Genomic DNA, 18,157 nt, shown 5'->3' with positions numbered 1-18,157 from the left:
AAATGGACCATTGTTGACCCTAATTAGGGTATCAATACGCTTTTAATGATTATCATTATATTTGGTATGTTTTTTGCACTGTTTAATTAGCCTGTAAAGAAATCATTAATCGAGAGGTGAAAAATGGTCGCAAATTTGAATATCAACCGTAGAAAACTATTAATGTTGTCTTCCGCTGCAATTGCAGGTTTGACGGTTAATCAATTACTGGCTAAAGCACATGCGCTAGAACAACAAAAAACAGTATCATATTCGTTACCCATACAAGATAACGTTGTGATACCTAACCTTAACAATCCCGTTAGACTGAACTTTAATGAAAATGCGCTTGGTATGTCAGGCGCAGCTAAACAAGCAGCCATTGATGCGATTCCTAAAGCAAACCGTTATGCTAAAGCTGAAATGCCCCTGTTAAATAGACGATTGGCTCAATATCATCATGTAAGCGATAATCACATTTTGCTAACGGCAGGATCATCTGAAGGTATTCGAAGTTCATTAGCAGCTTATGTGAAACCGGATACACAATTAGTGATACCGGAATTAACTTATAGTGACGGCGAACATTTTGCTAAAATCTTTAAATTAAAGGTAACCAAAGTGCCTTGCTTAGCCGATTGGCAAATTGATATTAAAGGCTTACAAAAAGCGGTTGAGGATTATCAAGGCTCTTCAATCGTTTATTTAGTCAACCCTAATAATCCTACTTCGACTGTATTTGCCAATAGCGAAATAGAATCATGGTTAACAAGTAAACCCAAAAATACGGTATTTATTGTCGATGAAGCCTATGCCGAATTCGTCAATGATCCAGCTTTTAAGTCGGTTGATTACTTAATTTCAAAGGGGTTTGATAATATTGTTTTACTGAAAACGTTTTCAAAAATTCATGCTATGGCTGGTCTACGTGTCGGTTATGTGGTGAGTTCAGCGGATAATATTCGTCATATTGCTCAGTATGTTGCAGGCGAAAAGTTAAATTATTGCGGTGTCTGTGCGGCTTTAGCGTCAATGGATGATGTCCAGTTTCTAACTTATTCTAAAAAAGCGGTTGATGTGTCACGGACGATTATGGAAAAGACTTTGTCAGATTTAGGTTTACATTATCTTAAATCTGAAACGAACTTTTTGTTTCATAAAAGCCCCATTGATTTAAAAAAATATCGAGAACTCATGAAACAAAATTTTATTTTAATAGGTCGAGATTTTGAGCCTGCCACAAATTGGTGTCGAATATCATTAGGGACACCAAGTGAAATGCTTTATGTTGCAAATGTTATGCGAAATTTGAAAAGTCAGTCTTTGATTTAAGTTGAAATTACTGATTGTGCTGATAGTATCATGCTCACTTGTCATGATGTGATGTGATGAGTGAGCATTTTAGTCGTTTTTAAATATCATTTATTCGTCTTGCCATCCAATAGCGCTGTTTCCAATAAGACTCATTTAAATTGGAATAGATGACACCTTTCGACGTCGAGGCATGTAAAAATTTTCCATCCGTGTAATAGATGCCGACATGTAATCCACTACCCCGTCCACCGGTTTTGAAAAAGACTAAATCTCCCGCTTTGGGTTTCGTCACTTTGTAACCTAGTTTAGCTTGTTCAGCTGCACTTCTTGGCAATCGTTTAGCTAGTTTATTTTTAAAGAAGTTCATGACTAAAGCTGAACAATCGCTCCCGGCTAGGGTTGTTCCACCATAACGGTATGGCGTACCTTGCCATTTTTTGTAATGGGATTCTATTTTAGCTAACATAGCCGTTTCTGATCTTAGCGTATTTGAGGTCACTTGTCCCCGACTACTGCTACAGCCAAATAGCATAAACATAGATAAAATTAACGTGAGAATAAAACAACGTTTCCTTAGACTAAAACAACTGCTTAGCAACGTCACGTATCGTTGATTGCCTTTTTTTGTCATATCTTTTGGTTCCCTTGTTTAAGTTTGACCATTGTGAATAACGTCTTGCAACTTTTAGACTTTTGGGTAATACACCCTTTTCCCATTCGCTATTATCCAAATTAGACAATTGAATCGGGTCGGTATTTGCATGACTACGATTATTCAAATTTTCTTTAAGACGAATTAATCGCAATGAAAGAAAACAGATAATTGCATCGTCAACACTTAATTTACTGTATCCAGATAGCTGGTAGCGCATTCTAGATCCGTAATGTTTGGCCGTTTGCATTAGCGTACCTACAGCACCACCAATTAACGCAGCAGATCCGAAGGTCAATCCTCCGGTTGCTAAGTCGATGCTTGCACCGATAGTGGCTCCCGATACAAAACCTTTGGTTAAATGAACGCCCATGCTTTTTAACGCATCAATATTAAAAAGATCCGCTTTGTAGCGCCCTTTAATTAAGGGTAAACCTTGTTCGCTTTCGTGCTCAGCATCAAATTGATAAAGCGATAATAATTCATCAATTGCTTTTTGTTCTCGCTTTCTTACTTTATTTTGCATATCAACTATGGCTTGTTTATCATCTGTTTTAGCCATTTGATAAAATGCAGTCACATCAACCAGTGTTTCTGCAATAATTAAGTTAGCGCTTTGGTTGCGAGAGTCTCGTAATTCGGTTATCTTATTTAGCCATTCATCTAAAATAGCTTTAGCTGGCTCTATCATAAGCGCAAGGCTTTTGTACAATCTTTCTTCACCGTCCAATGGTGGCACGATCGCGTCGAACCTTATGATAGCATGTATCCCGACTCGTGAAAGTAACATTTTCCATTCTTTTTCATTCTGATTTTGTTGTGCAGTAAAATTTAACACCGCTAAAATAGGTTTATCACTATTGGCTAAGATAGCTAATTCATCATGAAATTTAGGTAGTATAGGCTCTCTCACATCAATAACATAGATAGCTGCATCACTATTTAGGAGTTGTTTTATAACTTTTGCTTCTTGGTTGAATTGGTTTTCCGCTTCTGGGCTTTGTAAAAAAATCGTTAATTTATCAATGCCGTCAAGTTTATGATTGGTAGGCAAAAGTTGATTAATATAGTCGTATAAAGCCAAGCTATCTTCTAAACCAGGTGTATCATAAAAAATAATCGATTTTTGATTGCCAAGTTTTATTTTTATGGATTCGACATGCCTTGTTGTGCCAGGTTTATTCGAAACCTCACCAAAATGACTATTGCGAATTAATGTCCGTAATAATGAGGTTTTACCAACATTAGCATGACCAACAACGGCTAATTTTAATGTTGTTAACATTTTACAGTTCCTCTTTTAACCATGACGGTTGAGCAAACTCAAACGGTAAAGATTGCCAGTTGTTAAGTTGGTGACCTTGATTGATGAACCAAATACGGTTTTGTTGCGATTTTTCAGTTAATTGACTAAGTAAATTTAATACTCCTCGATCGGGTGATCGGTCGGTATCAATAGCGATTAATAATTTTTTAGCTGGGTTTATTTGAAGATAATCTAAAATTTGTTTGCGCTGTTCACGCGTATTTACAAAACCTAAAAAGGTAACAGATGCTGGCGGTGTCCAGCTTTCAGGAATATCTACCGCAACTAAAAAAATTCCTTCGCCATTGTTTATAAAATGTTTGGTTAAATCAATATTAAGATCTTGTTTATGCGTATCTTCATCCACAACGTGGATTGAAATCGGTTGTAAATCATTAGCCAAAATTTGATATTCAGGTAAATTTAAATTCAATTTTACTTTACGGCAACTGACTATCCAGTTAATACCGCAAATGATCATGCAAATAAAACGTACTGCTAATCCGTAAACAATAAACACGCCAAGTAACCAAATCGCCCACGCAGATCGAACTTCGCTAGCATTAAGTGCACGTTCGCTGTATCGAATAATCTCATCTTGCGGAATTGAAAACCCAAATGTTGAAGGTAACAACCCTAGATAATGGGTCAGTTGTATAATTGCATCGGGGTTTAGTAGGGTTGATTTCCATTCAAAACTGTAATGTTGTGTCGAAAACAAAACCACCAGTACAACAAGGGCAAAGCTTAATATGATTGTCCAAAAAAGATTAAGGACAAACCCAATTAGCCAGCGGATTTTACCCCCAAACAGTTGTACAAAAGCAGGAATCAGTTCTTGTATGGTCTTTTTTTGAGATAGCTTTTTAGCTAACCATAACCAACAATGGATAAGAATACTTCCACCCATATTGGAAAAGAAAAAAAAGGAACAAACCCAGATTAAAAAGGTGATCAGGTGAACGCCTAATAAGCTGAAAAGTGCCCAGTATAAATTAACAGGGTTTTGATTGAGTGCGCTAAACGCTAATGTCACGCCTAAAAAAACGGAAAGAAACAGGAGCAGAACAAAAGAAATTTTTATCGCATGCAGTAATAGCGTTTGTGCAGTATAAAGTCCATTTTGCTTAGACAACATCACCGCTCGTAGGATAATTCGATCGGATAATGATGATTGTGTAGCCCTTGCCTTTCGATTGATGTCTTGATCGGCATATCGACCTGATTCATTTTCAATCAAGCGTATCGTTTCAGCAAGCCATAAAGATTTTAACTTTTCTCGCATTATACTTATCTTAAAATGAGATTAATGAAGCATAAAAGAAACGCGACTTAAGTCGCGTTGTGTAAGTTAAATATATTACTGTGCTATTTCACCAATTTTACTTAATAAAGTTTGAATACGTTGTTGCCAAACTTGTTGATCTTGTTTTAATTTTTCGTTTTCATCACGTAGTGCTTTCATTTCGTCTGAACTGTCATTAATCAACTGTTCTAATTCTTGATTTCCTTGTTTTAACGTTGCAATCTCTTGTTGTAATGTACTGATAGTATTCACAGTATGTTGGATTTTATTTTCCAATTGATTCAATATTTCTAATGACATATTTTTCCTCAGACTTTATTTACTTGGTGTATAATGTCTACTATTATAACGAATTCATTCTAAAATCAACACCTTTTTAAAATTTAAGTTGGAGAAAATTATGCGTAAACCTCTCGTGATGGGTAACTGGAAACTCAATGGTAGTATTGAAATGGCTAAAAACTTAGTTGCCGAACTAAGAAATGAGCTATCTACGGATGTCGAATGTGATGTTGCGATCGCTCCACCAGTCGTTTATTTAGATTTTGTTAAACACCAATTAGGTGGATCAAATATTCTTTTAGGCGCTCAAGATGTCGGAATTAATTTATCTGGCGCTTATACTGGTGAAGTATCTGTCAACATGCTAAAAGAAGTTGGGGTCACGCATATTATTATTGGTCATTCTGAACGTCGTACTTATCATAAAGAATCAGATGAATTTATCGCTAAAAAATTTGGAGTCATTAAAGAAGCAGGTTTAGTTCCTGTACTTTGTATTGGTGAAACCGAAGCCGAAAACGAAGCGGGTCAAACTCAAACTGTTTGTGCTCGTCAGATTGATGCGGTAATTAATGCATTAGGTGTTCAAGCTTTCAATGGTGCAGTTATTGCTTATGAACCTGTATGGGCAATTGGTACAGGCAAATCAGCGACGCCTGCACAAGCTCAAGCTGTTCATAAATTTATTCGTGACCATATTGCAAAACAAGATGCAAAAGTAGCTGATCAAGTCATTATTCAATACGGTGGTTCGGTCAATGATAAAAATGCCGCTGAGTTATTTACTCAACCAGATATTGATGGTGCATTAGTGGGTGGCGCATCATTAAAAGCAGATGCATTTGCAGCTATTGTTAAAGCAGCGGAAAAAGCAAAGAATTAATTTTTTTAAAACTTAACAATAAGATAAAAGACGCCAGATTGGCGTCTTTCAATAGAAACTTAAATAATTTATTTATATTTAACTTTATTTGATTTTGAGTTATATCGAGAAGGCCAAATTTTTTCAGCAGGAACTTTTAAATATTCTGAAATAATATGTTCATACTTAGGACAATGACGATAAAGTGCGTTTCGTAGAGTATCAGCTTGCAAGCCACTCGCACGAGATAGACCTCTTAAATTTCCACCTCTAATTTTAATTTCGCCTACTACTCTTGATGGAGTCCAGTCTTGATCTTGTTCGCTCATTATGAGATCCTCTATAAGTTTATTTTTATTGCTATCCAAAAGATTATCGGTATACAACACTAGCATGGTGTAAATTCCAAGCAAAAGAATAACACATAAAAAAACGAATTAAAACAAGAAAAATAAAAAATAACGCAAAATGGATTATAAAAATGAAAGAAAGCAACATAAAAACAACTGAAGATCAAGAAAAAACACGAATTCTTAAGGAAACAGGTGTTATCGATTTTAAGCATCGACTTACCTTAGTTTTAGAGAGTTTATCGGGTAATGCCTTTGCCAAAAAAGTGGGAATGTCTGAAGCCGTTATTCGTGACTATTTATCTGGTAAAACTTACCCTTCTCTTAATAGATTAGCAATTATCGCACAAAAATGTGATATCCCTATTGAGTGGTTAGCAACAGGTAAAGGTGAGTGTCGGTTACTTCCCGATACTGAACGTCGTGGTTTTGTCTATATCCCTTTTTATAAATTAAATGAATTCGGTAATAATAAGTCACTTTTACAAATCGAGGCAATACCGTTTGATATCACATTGATTAAACATCAACTTTTTGATAATGATGACTTGCGAGCGGTTTGGGCTAAAGGTGATAGCATGGAGCCGACGATATCCAATCATGATATTTTGATTATAAATACTGCACATAGCAAACCGATTGATGGATATCTTTATGCCGTGCAATATGATGATCAGATAAGTATTAAACGCATCCAAAATCAGGGTTCTAACATTGCTTTGCTCTGTGATAATCAAAAATATCCGTCTATAACTGTAGACAAAAATGAACCTCAAGATTTTAAAATTATTGGTCATGTCGTTTATCTGTTAAAGGATCTTTATTAACAATATTGTGTATTGATTGTATTTTTTTATGGCATATAAAATATGTGGTTTTGTTGATTAATGTTGATAGAACCACTTATTAAGAAATTTAGGCACTCGTTTTTTTTCTTTAGATTTTAGAAAGATTACTGAGTAAAAAAACGTAAAAATGTTTAAGTATCCGTCTATGTTCCAGTAAAAAAAATGTTCTCAATCAGAATTCTTATTGGCATAAATTTATGCTTTTGGGGTCATTTATGCTAAAATTAGCCATTATTTTTTTATAGACAATGTTAGTTATTATGCCAAATATGAATACTTCCCCAAAAGTTGTCGTCGGTATGTCTGGTGGCGTTGATTCTTCTGTTTCTGCATATTTACTTCAGCAACAAGGTTATCAAGTTGTTGGTTTATTTATGAAGAACTGGGAAGAAGACGACACAGATGAATACTGTTCAGCGGCTGTTGACTTAGCCGATGCTCAAGCTGTTTGTGATAAACTCAATATTAAACTTTATACTATTAATTTTGCAGCCGAATATTGGGATAACGTATTTGAACATTTTTTATCAGAATATAAAGCAGGGCGAACCCCTAATCCCGATATTTTATGTAATAAAGAAATCAAATTTAAAGCATTTTTAGAGTATGCAGCGCAAGATCTTGGTGCCGATTATATTGCAACTGGTCATTATGTTCGTAAACGTACCACTGGCGATAAAGTCGAATTATTGCGAGGGGTAGATAATAATAAAGACCAAAGTTATTTTTTATATACGTTAAGCGAAGACCAAGTTAGACAAAGTCTGTTCCCTGTTGGGGAACTTGAAAAACCGCAAGTTCGTAAAATCGCTGAGCAGCTAGGATTAGCTACTGCATCTAAAAAAGACTCTACAGGAATTTGCTTTATTGGCGAACGAAAGTTTAGTGACTTTTTAGCTCGATATTTACCGGCTCAAGCTGGCGCAATTCGTACGGTGGACGGACAGGTTATCGGTAAACATCAAGGGCTTATGTATCATACTTTAGGACAACGTAAAGGGCTGGGAATTGGTGGATTAAAGCAAGCCGATGATACCCCATGGTATGTTGTGGATAAAGATATTAAAAATAATGAACTTATTGTTGCTCAAGGTCATGATCACCCTGCGCTATTTTCAGATGGTCTGATTGCACAACAACTACATTGGGTTGATAGAAAAGCTGTGACTAAACCTTTTACTTGTACGGTGAAAACGCGTTATCGTCAACAAGATATTCAATGCCAGGTCAATCCAATATCAGAAGACAAAATCGAAGTGATTTTTGCTAACCCTGTAGCGGCAGTCACTCCTGGACAATCTGCTGTGTTTTATCAAGACGAAGTGTGTCTAGGTGGCGGCATTATTGAGGAACGTATTATTCGAAGTAAGGAGAGTTCGAGTGACGAATAAGTATTACCATACTACTATTGCCCTTGCCGGTGTGATACAAAGTTCTGTTTTAGTTCCCCAGTTAGCCAATACTGGGGTCTGTAGCTCAACACTTTATGAGCAAACTATACATAGCCTTTTTATTACCTCACCACAAACTACCGAAGAAGTGTATGGTGGTATTCAGAATATTAAAACGGGTTTACAAACATTAGTTTATCTGTTTTCATCAGGGCAAAAAGAACAACTGGATGTTGTTCGCTATCTGTTAAGAACATTAAGTATTACCAATAGATTAATAAAAAATAATGATGCATTAAATAATATTGACCAGCGTTTAACGCGTATTTCGGGATTGTATCCTATCATGAATGAAGAAACGATTAGTTCACATGTAGATGATCTGTCTTATTCGTTAGCCGGTATTTATTCCGATATTATTAGCCCATTAACCACTAAAATTAAAGTGATGGGTAAAATTGAGTATTTACAAAATTCTTTAGTTCAAGCAAAGGTGAGAACGTCGTTGTTGGGTTGTATTCGTTCTGCTATTTTATGGTACCAAGTAGGAGGAAGCCGTTTACAGCTATTTTTTCAACGAAAACGCTTAATAAAAACGGCTCAGGCGCTTTTGCAAGAAATTGAAAAAGCAAATTCACTTTAATTTTTTATTACTATTTTAACATCGTAACGGAGTTATCCCGATGGAATTATCTGCACTTACCGCCCTTTCGCCTATTGATGGTCGATATGGAGATAAAACGACAGAATTACGTACTATTTTTAGCGAATATGGTTTATTAAAATACCGTGTACAAGTCGAAGTTCGTTGGTTACAAAAATTAGCTTCACACCCCGAAATTATTGAAGTGCCTGCACTCAGCCAATCAGCCTTGGCGCATCTTAATCAAATTGTTGAACAGTTTAACGAAGATGATGCTAAACGTATTAAAGCGATCGAAAAAACAACCAATCACGATGTTAAAGCGGTTGAGTATTTTCTTAAAGAAAAAGTGAAAACGAATGAAGAGTTGCATGCCGTCAATGAGTTTATTCATTTTGCATGTACATCCGAAGATATCAATAATTTATCATATGCTTTAATGTTAAAAACGGCGAAAGAAAGTGTTTTAATCCCGTATTGGAAAAAAGTAATTGATAAAATTACTGATCAGGCTAAAGCGTATCGTGATTTACCTTTACTTTCCAGAACTCATGGTCAACCAGCTACTCCATCAACGATTGGTAAAGAATTTGCTAATGTTGCTTATCGCTTACAGCGCCAATTAAAACAGCTACAATCGGTAGAAATACTGGGTAAAATCAATGGGGCTACCGGTAACTATAATGCGCATATTGTGGCTTATCCTCATATTGACTGGCATCAATTTAGTGAAGAGTTTGTCTGTTCTTTGGGTTTACAATGGAATCCATTTACAACTCAAATCGAACCGCATGATTATATTGCCGAGTTTTTTGATTGTGTTGCTCGGTTTAATACCATTATGATCGACTTTAATCGTGATATTTGGGGTTATATTTCACTAAATCACTTTAAACAAAAAACGGTAGCTGGCGAAATCGGATCGTCAACCATGCCACACAAAGTCAATCCAATCGATTTTGAAAACTCTGAAGGCAACCTTGGCATAGCTAATGCCATTATTAATCATTTAGGTAGCAAATTGCCAATTTCCCGTTTTCAACGTGATTTAACAGATTCAACCGTTTTACGTAATCTTGGTGTAGGTATTGGTTATGCAATCATTGCTTATCAATCAACCTTAAAAGGATTAAGCAAACTTGAAGTGAATCAAGAGTACTTGTTGGATGAGCTCAATCGTAACTGGGAAGTCTTAGCTGAACCCATTCAAACAGTGATGCGACGTTATGGTATTGAAAAGCCTTACGAGAAACTAAAAGAATTGACGCGAGGAAAACGTGTCGATGCCGAAGGAATGAAGCAGTTTATTGATTCGTTAGATTTACCAGAAAATGAAAAATCACGTTTGAAACAGTTAACACCAGCCAACTATATTGGTTACGCATCAACGTTTATTGATAAACTTTGATTATCTTTTGTTGGTTAATAATCTGAAACATCATTGAATAATGTTTCAGATTATATTGAATCACAATACATGATTGAATGATGTCAATTTGTGATTAAATAACAAACGGTTATTCTTATTCACCTTTAAGACATCAATAATAAAATAACATTAAAAGTATTTATAGGAACATCCATTGAAAATCCGCATTGCAACAAGGAAAAGCCCTTTAGCTCTTTGGCAAGCTAACTATGTTAAACAGCAGCTATTAGCCATTCACCCTGATTTGTCTGTAGAGCTTATCCCTATGGTGACAAAAGGTGATATATTACTTGATAGCCCATTATCAAAAATAGGTGGCAAAGGATTATTTGTTAAACAATTGGAAGAAGCCATTTTAAATAATGAAGCTGATATTGCAGTGCATTCTATAAAAGATATTCCCGTGCATTTTCCCGATGGACTCACACTTGCAACAATCTGCAAACGGGATGATGTCCGAGATGCATTTATTTCAAATCGCTACGAAAATTTATCACAGTTACCTTCTGGTGCAGTGGTTGGTACTTCAAGTTTACGACGACAATGTCAATTACGTGCGCTTTACCCACATTTGTATATTAAAGATTTGCGAGGCAACATTGGTACCCGTTTAGCAAAATTAGACAATCAAGAATATGATGCAATTATTTTAGCCGCTGTAGGATTAAAACGTTTATCATTGCAAGACCGTATTAAACAATATATTGATACTGATGTAATCTTACCTGCTGTCGGTCAAGGGGCAATTGGTATTGAAACACGTGCTAATGATAAGCAAATTTTAGCTTTACTGGCCCCTTTAGATGACCAACATAGTCGAATTTGCATACAAGCTGAAAGAGCAATGAATCAACAATTGCAAGGTGGTTGCCAAGTTCCTATTGCTTGTTATAGCCAAATTTTGGATGACAAGCTATTTTTAAAGGGTTTAGTTGGCAAAACAGATGGTTCTACAATAATCAAAGTCCCTTTGTCCGGTAGCATTACTCAAGCAGAACAGTTAGGACGAGATGTCGCTAATGAATTGTTAATGCTTGGTGCTAAAGCAATTTTAGAGGAATTGAATAGCGAATGATTTTCGTCACCCGTCCTTCACCGCAAGGTGAAGCATTGACTAAATTATTAAATCAAGCCAATTTACAGGCTACCCATCTTCCTTTATTTAGGATTTCAGCAGGTAAGGATCTGCTGAATTTACAATATAATTTAAACCAGTTGTTACCAAATGATATTGTTATTGCAGTGTCGCCACAAGTCGCAAATGTTATTACCACATTTAATCCGCATCTTAATTTTCCTAAACATTTACAGTATTTTGCCATAGGAAATAAAACGGCGGAACTGATTCGTCAATTAGTCCATAAATCGGTAAGTTTTCCAAAACAAGAAAATAGTGAAGGATTACTTGCCTTATTTGATGCTGATATGGTGAAAAACCGAAGAGTTTTAATTTTACGCGGTGATTCAGGAAGACAGCTAATTGCCGATACATTAAGTGCCAAACAAGCCCAAGTCAAACTGGTAGAGTGTTATTCTCGTCATGCTATATCCTATCCGTTGGACATACTGAGTAATTCCATTGAGCATCAGCTCGTTATCATTACCAGTATTGAACATTTACATCAACTTGAGTTGTATTGCCAAACAGAACATAAAAAACAAGCTTGTTTAGTGGTGACCAGTCTAAGAATTTTTGAGGAAGCTAAGCGCCTAAACTGGCAAAATATTGTTTTAGCCAAAAGCGCAAATAATCAAATTTTATTTAAAACAATGATAAGTCTATGTCATAATAATATCAATTATATAAAATCATCTAAATGAGGTTTTTATGCCGATTCGATTTTATGGAGCTAATGCAACCAGTTCAACGATTAGTACCACCTCATTTAGCAAACCTTTTACAACCGATGCACTAACACAAGTGAACAATATTATGAAAGAAGAAAAAAATACGATAACGACAAATTCAAGTCTAACAACAGAAAAAAAATCGACTTCTTCATCCAGCAAAAATAATGTCAATAAAACACCCATTTCAAAACTATCGCTTGTAGCTATTGCTTTAACTTTAGGCTTAGGTGGCTTTGTTTTTTATCACGGCCATGAACAACTTGAAAAACAAAATAGCACTATTTCAATGCTCGAAATGAAAATAGCCAATTTAAAACAAACTACCAAGCAGAGTATTGTTAAGGATTTAGAAAGTAATATTAATGATGCAGTAACCAAACAAAACCAGCAGTTTTCTTCGCTTGAAGAGCGTGTTACTAATCAGTTAAATGAGCAACAAAAGTTACAAAAACAGTTAACCAATCAAATTAATGACACAATTAGGTTAAATGAACAAAATCTTCATAACTTTAACGAACGATTATCAGCAATGTCGAGCACTGATAATAATGTTTGGCTGATATCGCAAGCTAACTATTTAGTCCATTTAGCCGCTCGAAAAATCTGGAGTGATCAAGATTATACCACTGCCCGTTTGTTGTTAAGAAATGCAGATGAAAGTTTAGCACAAACAAATGACCCCAGTTTATTGCCTGCCAGACAAGCCATTAATAAAGATATCAGTTCGCTTTCTGAATTGAGTTTTATCGATTCTGACGGTATTGTTTTGAATTTAATTAGTCTTTCAGATTCGTTGACCGATCTTCCTTTGGTTGAGAATTATAATGATATTGATCTTGGCTTAACGCAGTATAATGATGCTTTGCCAGTTGATGATTCTCACAGCGCATCTTCAGATGCTGATTCAGAAAATAAAATTGACCCAACTAAAAGTTCCGACAATGTGGTCACTTCGTCAATTTCTGATTGGTCGCATAATTTATGGGCAAACATTGATTCTTTTATGCAAAAATTTATTACCATCGAAAAATTGGATAAAAATGATAATAACTTTGCGACATGTTTGTCACAAGCAGGAAAAGATGAAAAGCAGATCGTTAGATGCCATATTTTAAGTACCCCACTAAATTTAGAACAATCACTGTATCTTCGTGAAAATATTCGTTTCCGTCTGTTAATAGCCGCACAAGCTGTACCTCGACATCAAGAGTTGATTTATCAGCGTTCGCTTAATGATGTTGCTGTTTGGGTTAATGCCTATTTTGATAATAATTCGCCAAGTGTTAAAGCCTTCCTAAGTGATCTTGATAATTTGCAAAATCAAACAATTAGTAATAAAAGTGTTCCTGACAGATTAGCTAGCTTAAGTGAACTTGAGAAGTTAATGCAAACTCGTGTTCGTTCTATGTTGGCTAAATAGGAGAATAATAATGATTAAAATATTAGTTATTTTCTTAGCATTAGTTGGGGGATTCTTTTTAGGGCCTTTATTGCAATTCAATCAAGGTTCAGCTGTATTTATCATCGCCAATTATAAAATTAGCATGTCCTTCAATTCTTTTGTTATTTTATTATTGTTGGCGCTTTTTTGTCTTTATTTGATTGATCGATTATTTAAAAAAATCTTCAATTCTAAAACAGCTTTCGGTAATTGGCTTCGTTTAAAATCGCCGCATAAAGCAAAAAAATTAATTGAACAAGCACAATTTTTATTACTTGAAGGTAACTACCAACAAGCAGCTAAACTTTTCATGAAAAGTGCTAAGGGTGCAACCAATACAACATTATCTTATTTATTAGCGGCACAAGCGAATATTGATAATGATCAGTTGATTCAAGCTAACCAAATGCTCGAAGCAGCCGCAGCGACTTGCCAACCTAGCGAAAAATTTGCTTTCCAATTGGTTCAAGTTCGCTTACAGCTTAAGAATCATGAATATGATAATGCTCATACTATTATTGAAAGTTTGTTAAATGAAAAGCCACGTAATGCCGAAGTATTAAGGCTTGCAGATCAACTTTATTATGAAATGGGTAATTATCAAGCTGTTATTGATTTATTACCTATTATGTATAAAGTAAAAACATATAGTGATTCTCAATTAGATCAGTTTAAACAAGCTGCTTATATTGCTCGAATCAAACAGTTATCAACCGATAATGATCCGCTCGCATTAATTAAATGGTGGAAATCACAGCCAAAAGCAATACTTAATAATACTGCGTATCAAAAAGCAATGGCTAACTACCTTAAACAACTTGGCCAAACTGTCGAAGCAGATAAATTGCTGGAATCAGTGGCTAAAATTAAAGATCAAGAAAGAACATAAAAACAGGGCAACAAGCCCTGTTTTTTTAGGTATAAAATATTTTGTATTATAAAAAATATCGAATCAACGCCATAAAGCACATCCCTGTCACAACAATGCACATCAGATTTTTCGTCAATAAAGCCACCAAAATAGTGGGAAGACTAGCTAAACAGTATTCGATCTTGAAATCAGGAAAATGCCCCTGTTTTGCAATAAATAGGTTTTGTACAAAAAGTGCCGTTAAGATACAAAGTGGAACATACGATAAAAATCGAATCACAATATCAGGCAAATGTAACTTTCTAACAAGTATAAAAGGAATAATTCGAGGTAACCATGTTACCAATCCACATCCTATAATGATGAGTAAACTATAAGTAGTCATACTTTACGCTCCATCGCTATTCCCATAAAACATCCAGCAAATGTGCTAATTAATATTGCCATTTCAGGGGATACAAATCGCATTAAGATGATCAGCAGTACTGAAACAGTGAGCATAACAAGAATCTTGTTATACATATTTTTTGTTTTGTCACCTATCAACTGTAAATAAAGTAAACCGATAAACATAGCCACTAAAGCATAATCCAGACCAAACATAGTGGGATCGGGTAACCACTCACCGATTAAAGCACCTATTAAGCAGGATAATATCCAAGCAACATAAGCCGTGACATTCAGTCCATGCATCCATACGGCGTTGACAGGTTTATGATTGGCAATTGCATTCATGGCCACTGCAAAACTCTCATCTGTGAGCAAACTACCAATACCAATATTATCCAGTAATGAAAAACGGCGAAAAGAAGGCGCAGTTGCCATGCTCATTAAAAAATGGCGGGAATTAACCAGAAAAACAGTGAAAATTATGGCTGTAATGGGTGTAGCAACTAACATTAACCCAGCTATGATAAATTGAGCCGCTCCAGCATAAACAATCACAGCAAGTAGAGTTACTTCTAAAATCGTTAAATTTGCCGATTTTCCTACAACACCAGCAGCAATACCTATACCAACGTAGCCTAGTAACGTTGGAATACAAGCATAAACACCATCTTTAAATGTGAGTGACATAACGCATTCTCTTGATAAAAACTTCATCATAATTATTAACACGGTACTGTCAAACAATAAATGATTAATCTTAAAATTTATTTTAAATGAAATGATTGACCAGTTTGTTCTGCGTTTTCAGTCTAGGCAAAATATTCACTTATTTTAACAAGGATCACATTAACGTAATTACACTCAGTAATGTAGTTTGATCGGGTTAATAGTAATTATTAAGATAAATAGTTCGACTATGCACCACTCCGCCTGTAAATTTGTTATAATCCTTTAAATTGTTTTTTAAGATAATCAAAATCGATTTTATATGAAAAATAACATATCAAACCAGTATACGGGTACACTTTTTATTATTTCGGCTCCGAGTGGAGCAGGAAAGTCAAGTTTGATTCGGGCTTATTTAGAGCAAAAAAATCAGTATCCGGCAAAAGTTTCAATTTCGCATACCACCCGAGCGCCAAGACCAGGCGAAGAACATGGTGAAGATTATTATTTTGTGGATCATGACCATTTTGAGTCATTGATTAGTCAGCAGGCATTTGTCGAATATGCAAACGTATTTGATCACTATTATGGTACTTCGAAAGCAGAAATTGAGCAAAGCTTATTACAAGGAGTTAACGTATTTTTAGATATTGATTGGCAAGGTGCACAGCAAGTTAGAGAAAAAATGCCACAATCCAAAAGTATTTTTATCTTACCGCCCTCGTTAGCAGAACTTGAACATCGTCTTATTAAGCGAGGACAAGATACCGAACAAGTTATTCGTAAAAGAATGGCAAAAGCACAAGCTGAAATTTCACATTATCATGAATATGACTATGTGATTATTAATGATGATTTTAACACTTCATTAAACGCCCTTAATTCTATCATTATTGCAGCAAGTTTAGAGCGTGATAAACAAGAAGTCATTCATCAATCATTCTTCACAAAACTTTTAACGCACAATAATTAATAATCATGCTGATATAGTTGAGTACTAATCATTTGATACTTATTTAATACACATATCGCCGATGTTATCGGCGATATATAAAAGCGTTAGCGTTAATTACCTAGTCCTTGTTCAGCCTGATCATTCTGAATAAGTTCTATCTTATAACCGTCGGGATCTTCAACAAAGGCAATAATGGTCGTTCCACCTTTCACGGGACCAGCTTCACGGGTTACGTTACCACCAGCAAGTTTAACGTCTTCACACATTTTGGCGACATCATCAACACCAATAGCAATATGACCAAATGCATTACCATGGTCATACTCTTGCGTTCCCCAGTTATACGTTAGCTCAATAACGGAACTGACAGATTCATCATCATAACCGACGAAAGCTAACGAATATTTGTATTCTGTATTTTCACTTGTTCTTAATACTTTCATTCCCATAACTTGAGTATAAAAATCAATAGAACGTTGTAAGTCTCCTACACGTATCATCGTATGTAAAATGCGCATTGCTAAAATATTCCTTTTTATTAGTGAGATTAATATTGAGTTTATATGTTCATATTTAGTGACGCAAATTTTTTTGATGTCATAGCAGGCAAAACATTATCAACCGAGTGATAAAACGTTTAGTAGTTTAGATGAAGTAGAGTATGAAATCGCTTTCATATAAAATAGATAGAAAGACTTTTATTTATACAAGGTATAAACAAAAGTCTTGGAATGTAAACTAATAATAAATGGGTTAGTAACTTTTAATGACAACTATTGTGTTGAAGTAGTATAACGAGGAGAAGCACTTATCTGCCTTCCATTACTCACTAATCTAACTTGTTGACCAACATAAAACTCTTTGGTTGTGCCTTTTTGCACAATCACAATATTTGCACCATTTGCTTGCTTAATTTCTAATTCAACCGCATTTGATTGGCTTGCTTTATCCTCGATTGTGTTACCAATTAACGCACCACCAATCGCACCTGTTGCAACGGCTAAAGCTCTACCGGCTCCATCACCAATGGTGTTACCAAGTACACCACCAATCACGGCACCACCTAATGAACCTACCACATTTTCACTTCGTCCATTAGATGCATTTGTTTGAATTTTAACTGGTCTTACTGAAACAACAGTGCCATAACTTACTTGTTGAACTTGTTTTGCTTGATCGGTTGTATAAACATCGCCAGAATAGATATCACTATTACTACATCCCGAAAGGATAGCAACTATGATACTTGTTAAAACAATTTTTTTCATATTTGATTCCCCATATATATTATTGAAGTTATACTTTTTTTGTCAGATTAAGCATAATATTCTTTTACAATAACAACAATATCTTTTTCATTATTTTATCAATAGATAATACAATTTACATTTAAGTTGGAGTATACTCAAGTTAATAGTTTATATGACATACAATAAGTATATGAAACGGTTATTTTTTCAATTATTATTATCAGTTATGATATCGGCCTGTCATAATTCATATCAACAACAAAAAAATGACGTAATAACAAACATTAAGCCGCAAGATGAGGTTCATAATGATTGTTTAAATAATAGCGTAACAAAAAACTTACATAAAATTGACAATATTGCTGTACAAG

20 protein-coding genes are annotated in these 18,157 nt (G+C 35.0%); 11 read left to right on the top strand and 9 right to left on the bottom strand.

The features are described from left to right. Positions 1–123: 123 nt before the first annotated feature. Entirely contained in the window at positions 124–1,311 is a 1,188-nt protein-coding gene (locus ACGH46_RS06595; protein WP_411604870.1) for a pyridoxal phosphate-dependent aminotransferase, read from the top strand. A gap of 79 nt (positions 1,312–1,390) precedes the next feature. Here the strand turns inward: ACGH46_RS06595 and ACGH46_RS06590 are convergent, their stop codons facing one another. The 4 genes from ACGH46_RS06590 to zapB form a co-directional block, all read right to left on the bottom strand. After that, entirely contained in the window at positions 1,391–1,924 is a 534-nt protein-coding gene (locus ACGH46_RS06590; protein ID WP_081299181.1) for a C40 family peptidase, read from the bottom strand. Further along, positions 1,872–3,230: a GTPase/DUF3482 domain-containing protein gene (locus tag ACGH46_RS06585; protein ID WP_267380666.1), complete on the bottom strand. Its 1,359-nt coding sequence runs from the start codon at positions 3,228–3,230 to the stop codon at positions 1,872–1,874. Before ACGH46_RS06585 ends, ACGH46_RS06590 begins: the two co-directional genes overlap by 53 nt. Before the next feature lies 1 nt (position 3,231). Beyond that, positions 3,232–4,536, bottom strand: a complete 1,305-nt coding sequence (locus ACGH46_RS06580) for a DUF2868 domain-containing protein (RefSeq protein WP_411604867.1) — start codon at positions 4,534–4,536, stop codon at positions 3,232–3,234. 75 nt (positions 4,537–4,611) lie between these two features. Continuing rightward, entirely contained in the window at positions 4,612–4,857 is a 246-nt protein-coding gene (zapB, locus tag ACGH46_RS06575) for a cell division protein ZapB (protein ID WP_267352565.1), read from the bottom strand. 100 nt (positions 4,858–4,957) lie between these two features. On the opposite strand from zapB, the gene tpiA reads away from it, so the two are divergent. Beyond that, the gene (gene tpiA / locus ACGH46_RS06570; protein WP_267380670.1) at positions 4,958–5,722 is read left to right on the top strand and encodes a triose-phosphate isomerase; all 765 of its coding nucleotides are present in this window, start codon (positions 4,958–4,960) and stop codon (positions 5,720–5,722) included. 68 nt (positions 5,723–5,790) lie between these two features. On the opposite strand, the gene ACGH46_RS06565 is transcribed toward tpiA, so the two are convergent. After that, complete coding sequence (locus ACGH46_RS06565; protein WP_267352563.1) at positions 5,791–6,030, bottom strand: transcriptional regulator; 240 nt, start codon at positions 6,028–6,030, stop codon at positions 5,791–5,793. Positions 6,031–6,182: 152 nt separating this feature from the next. On the opposite strand from ACGH46_RS06565, the gene ACGH46_RS06560 reads away from it, so the two are divergent. The 8 genes from ACGH46_RS06560 (at position 6,183) to ACGH46_RS06525 (ending at position 14,543) form a co-directional block, all read left to right on the top strand. Beyond that, the gene (locus ACGH46_RS06560; protein WP_267352562.1) at positions 6,183–6,878 is read left to right on the top strand and encodes a helix-turn-helix transcriptional regulator; all 696 of its coding nucleotides are present in this window, start codon (positions 6,183–6,185) and stop codon (positions 6,876–6,878) included. Between the two features lie 281 nt (positions 6,879–7,159). Beyond that, on the top strand, positions 7,160–8,290 hold the full coding sequence (mnmA, locus tag ACGH46_RS06555) for a tRNA 2-thiouridine(34) synthase MnmA (protein WP_324123835.1): 1,131 nt from the start codon (positions 7,160–7,162) through the stop codon (positions 8,288–8,290). After that, positions 8,280–8,933 carry a high frequency lysogenization protein HflD gene (hflD, locus tag ACGH46_RS06550; RefSeq protein ID WP_411604864.1) on the top strand — a complete coding sequence of 218 codons (654 nt, stop codon included), beginning with the start codon at positions 8,280–8,282 and terminating at the stop codon, positions 8,931–8,933. The genes mnmA and hflD overlap by 11 nt, the downstream gene beginning before the upstream one ends. A gap of 40 nt (positions 8,934–8,973) precedes the next feature. Continuing rightward, complete coding sequence (purB, locus tag ACGH46_RS06545; RefSeq protein ID WP_411604862.1) at positions 8,974–10,341, top strand: adenylosuccinate lyase; 1,368 nt, start codon at positions 8,974–8,976, stop codon at positions 10,339–10,341. Between the two features lie 175 nt (positions 10,342–10,516). Further along, complete coding sequence (hemC, locus tag ACGH46_RS06540) at positions 10,517–11,437, top strand: hydroxymethylbilane synthase (protein ID WP_411604859.1); 921 nt, start codon at positions 10,517–10,519, stop codon at positions 11,435–11,437. Next, entirely contained in the window at positions 11,434–12,183 is a 750-nt protein-coding gene (locus tag ACGH46_RS06535; protein ID WP_267360290.1) for a uroporphyrinogen-III synthase, read from the top strand. The genes hemC and ACGH46_RS06535 overlap by 4 nt, the downstream gene beginning before the upstream one ends. 7 nt (positions 12,184–12,190) lie before the next feature. After that, complete coding sequence (locus ACGH46_RS06530) at positions 12,191–13,633, top strand: uroporphyrinogen-III C-methyltransferase (RefSeq protein WP_411604856.1); 1,443 nt, start codon at positions 12,191–12,193, stop codon at positions 13,631–13,633. A 10-nt stretch (positions 13,634–13,643) separates the two neighbouring features. After that, positions 13,644–14,543, top strand: a complete 900-nt coding sequence (locus ACGH46_RS06525; protein WP_065559387.1) for a heme biosynthesis HemY N-terminal domain-containing protein — start codon at positions 13,644–13,646, stop codon at positions 14,541–14,543. A 46-nt stretch (positions 14,544–14,589) separates the two neighbouring features. On the opposite strand, the gene ACGH46_RS06520 is transcribed toward ACGH46_RS06525, so the two are convergent. Together ACGH46_RS06520 and ACGH46_RS06515 are read right to left on the bottom strand one after the other, a co-directional pair. Then, complete coding sequence (locus ACGH46_RS06520) at positions 14,590–14,910, bottom strand: AzlD domain-containing protein (RefSeq protein ID WP_267352554.1); 321 nt, start codon at positions 14,908–14,910, stop codon at positions 14,590–14,592. Then, positions 14,907–15,602 carry an AzlC family ABC transporter permease gene (locus ACGH46_RS06515; RefSeq protein WP_411604854.1) on the bottom strand — a complete coding sequence of 232 codons (696 nt, stop codon included), beginning with the start codon at positions 15,600–15,602 and terminating at the stop codon, positions 14,907–14,909. The genes ACGH46_RS06520 and ACGH46_RS06515 overlap by 4 nt, the downstream gene beginning before the upstream one ends. Positions 15,603–15,903: 301 nt before the next feature. Between ACGH46_RS06515 and gmk the strand changes: the two genes are divergently transcribed. Further along, positions 15,904–16,554: a guanylate kinase gene (gene gmk, locus ACGH46_RS06510; RefSeq protein WP_411590214.1), complete on the top strand. Its 651-nt coding sequence runs from the start codon at positions 15,904–15,906 to the stop codon at positions 16,552–16,554. A 92-nt stretch (positions 16,555–16,646) separates the two neighbouring features. Here the strand turns inward: gmk and gloA are convergent, their stop codons facing one another. Beyond that, entirely contained in the window at positions 16,647–17,054 is a 408-nt protein-coding gene (gene gloA / locus ACGH46_RS06505) for a lactoylglutathione lyase (protein ID WP_411596817.1), read from the bottom strand. A 255-nt stretch (positions 17,055–17,309) separates the two neighbouring features. After that, positions 17,310–17,804 carry a glycine zipper 2TM domain-containing protein gene (locus tag ACGH46_RS06500; protein ID WP_267352550.1) on the bottom strand — a complete coding sequence of 165 codons (495 nt, stop codon included), beginning with the start codon at positions 17,802–17,804 and terminating at the stop codon, positions 17,310–17,312. Positions 17,805–18,157 lie beyond the last annotated feature (353 nt).

This window comes from Gilliamella sp. CG22 (assembly GCF_046635725.1).
GTDB classification, from domain to species: domain Bacteria; phylum Pseudomonadota; class Gammaproteobacteria; order Enterobacterales; family Orbaceae; genus Gilliamella; species Gilliamella apicola_I.
This window is presented reverse-complemented; position numbering and strand designations above follow the sequence as displayed.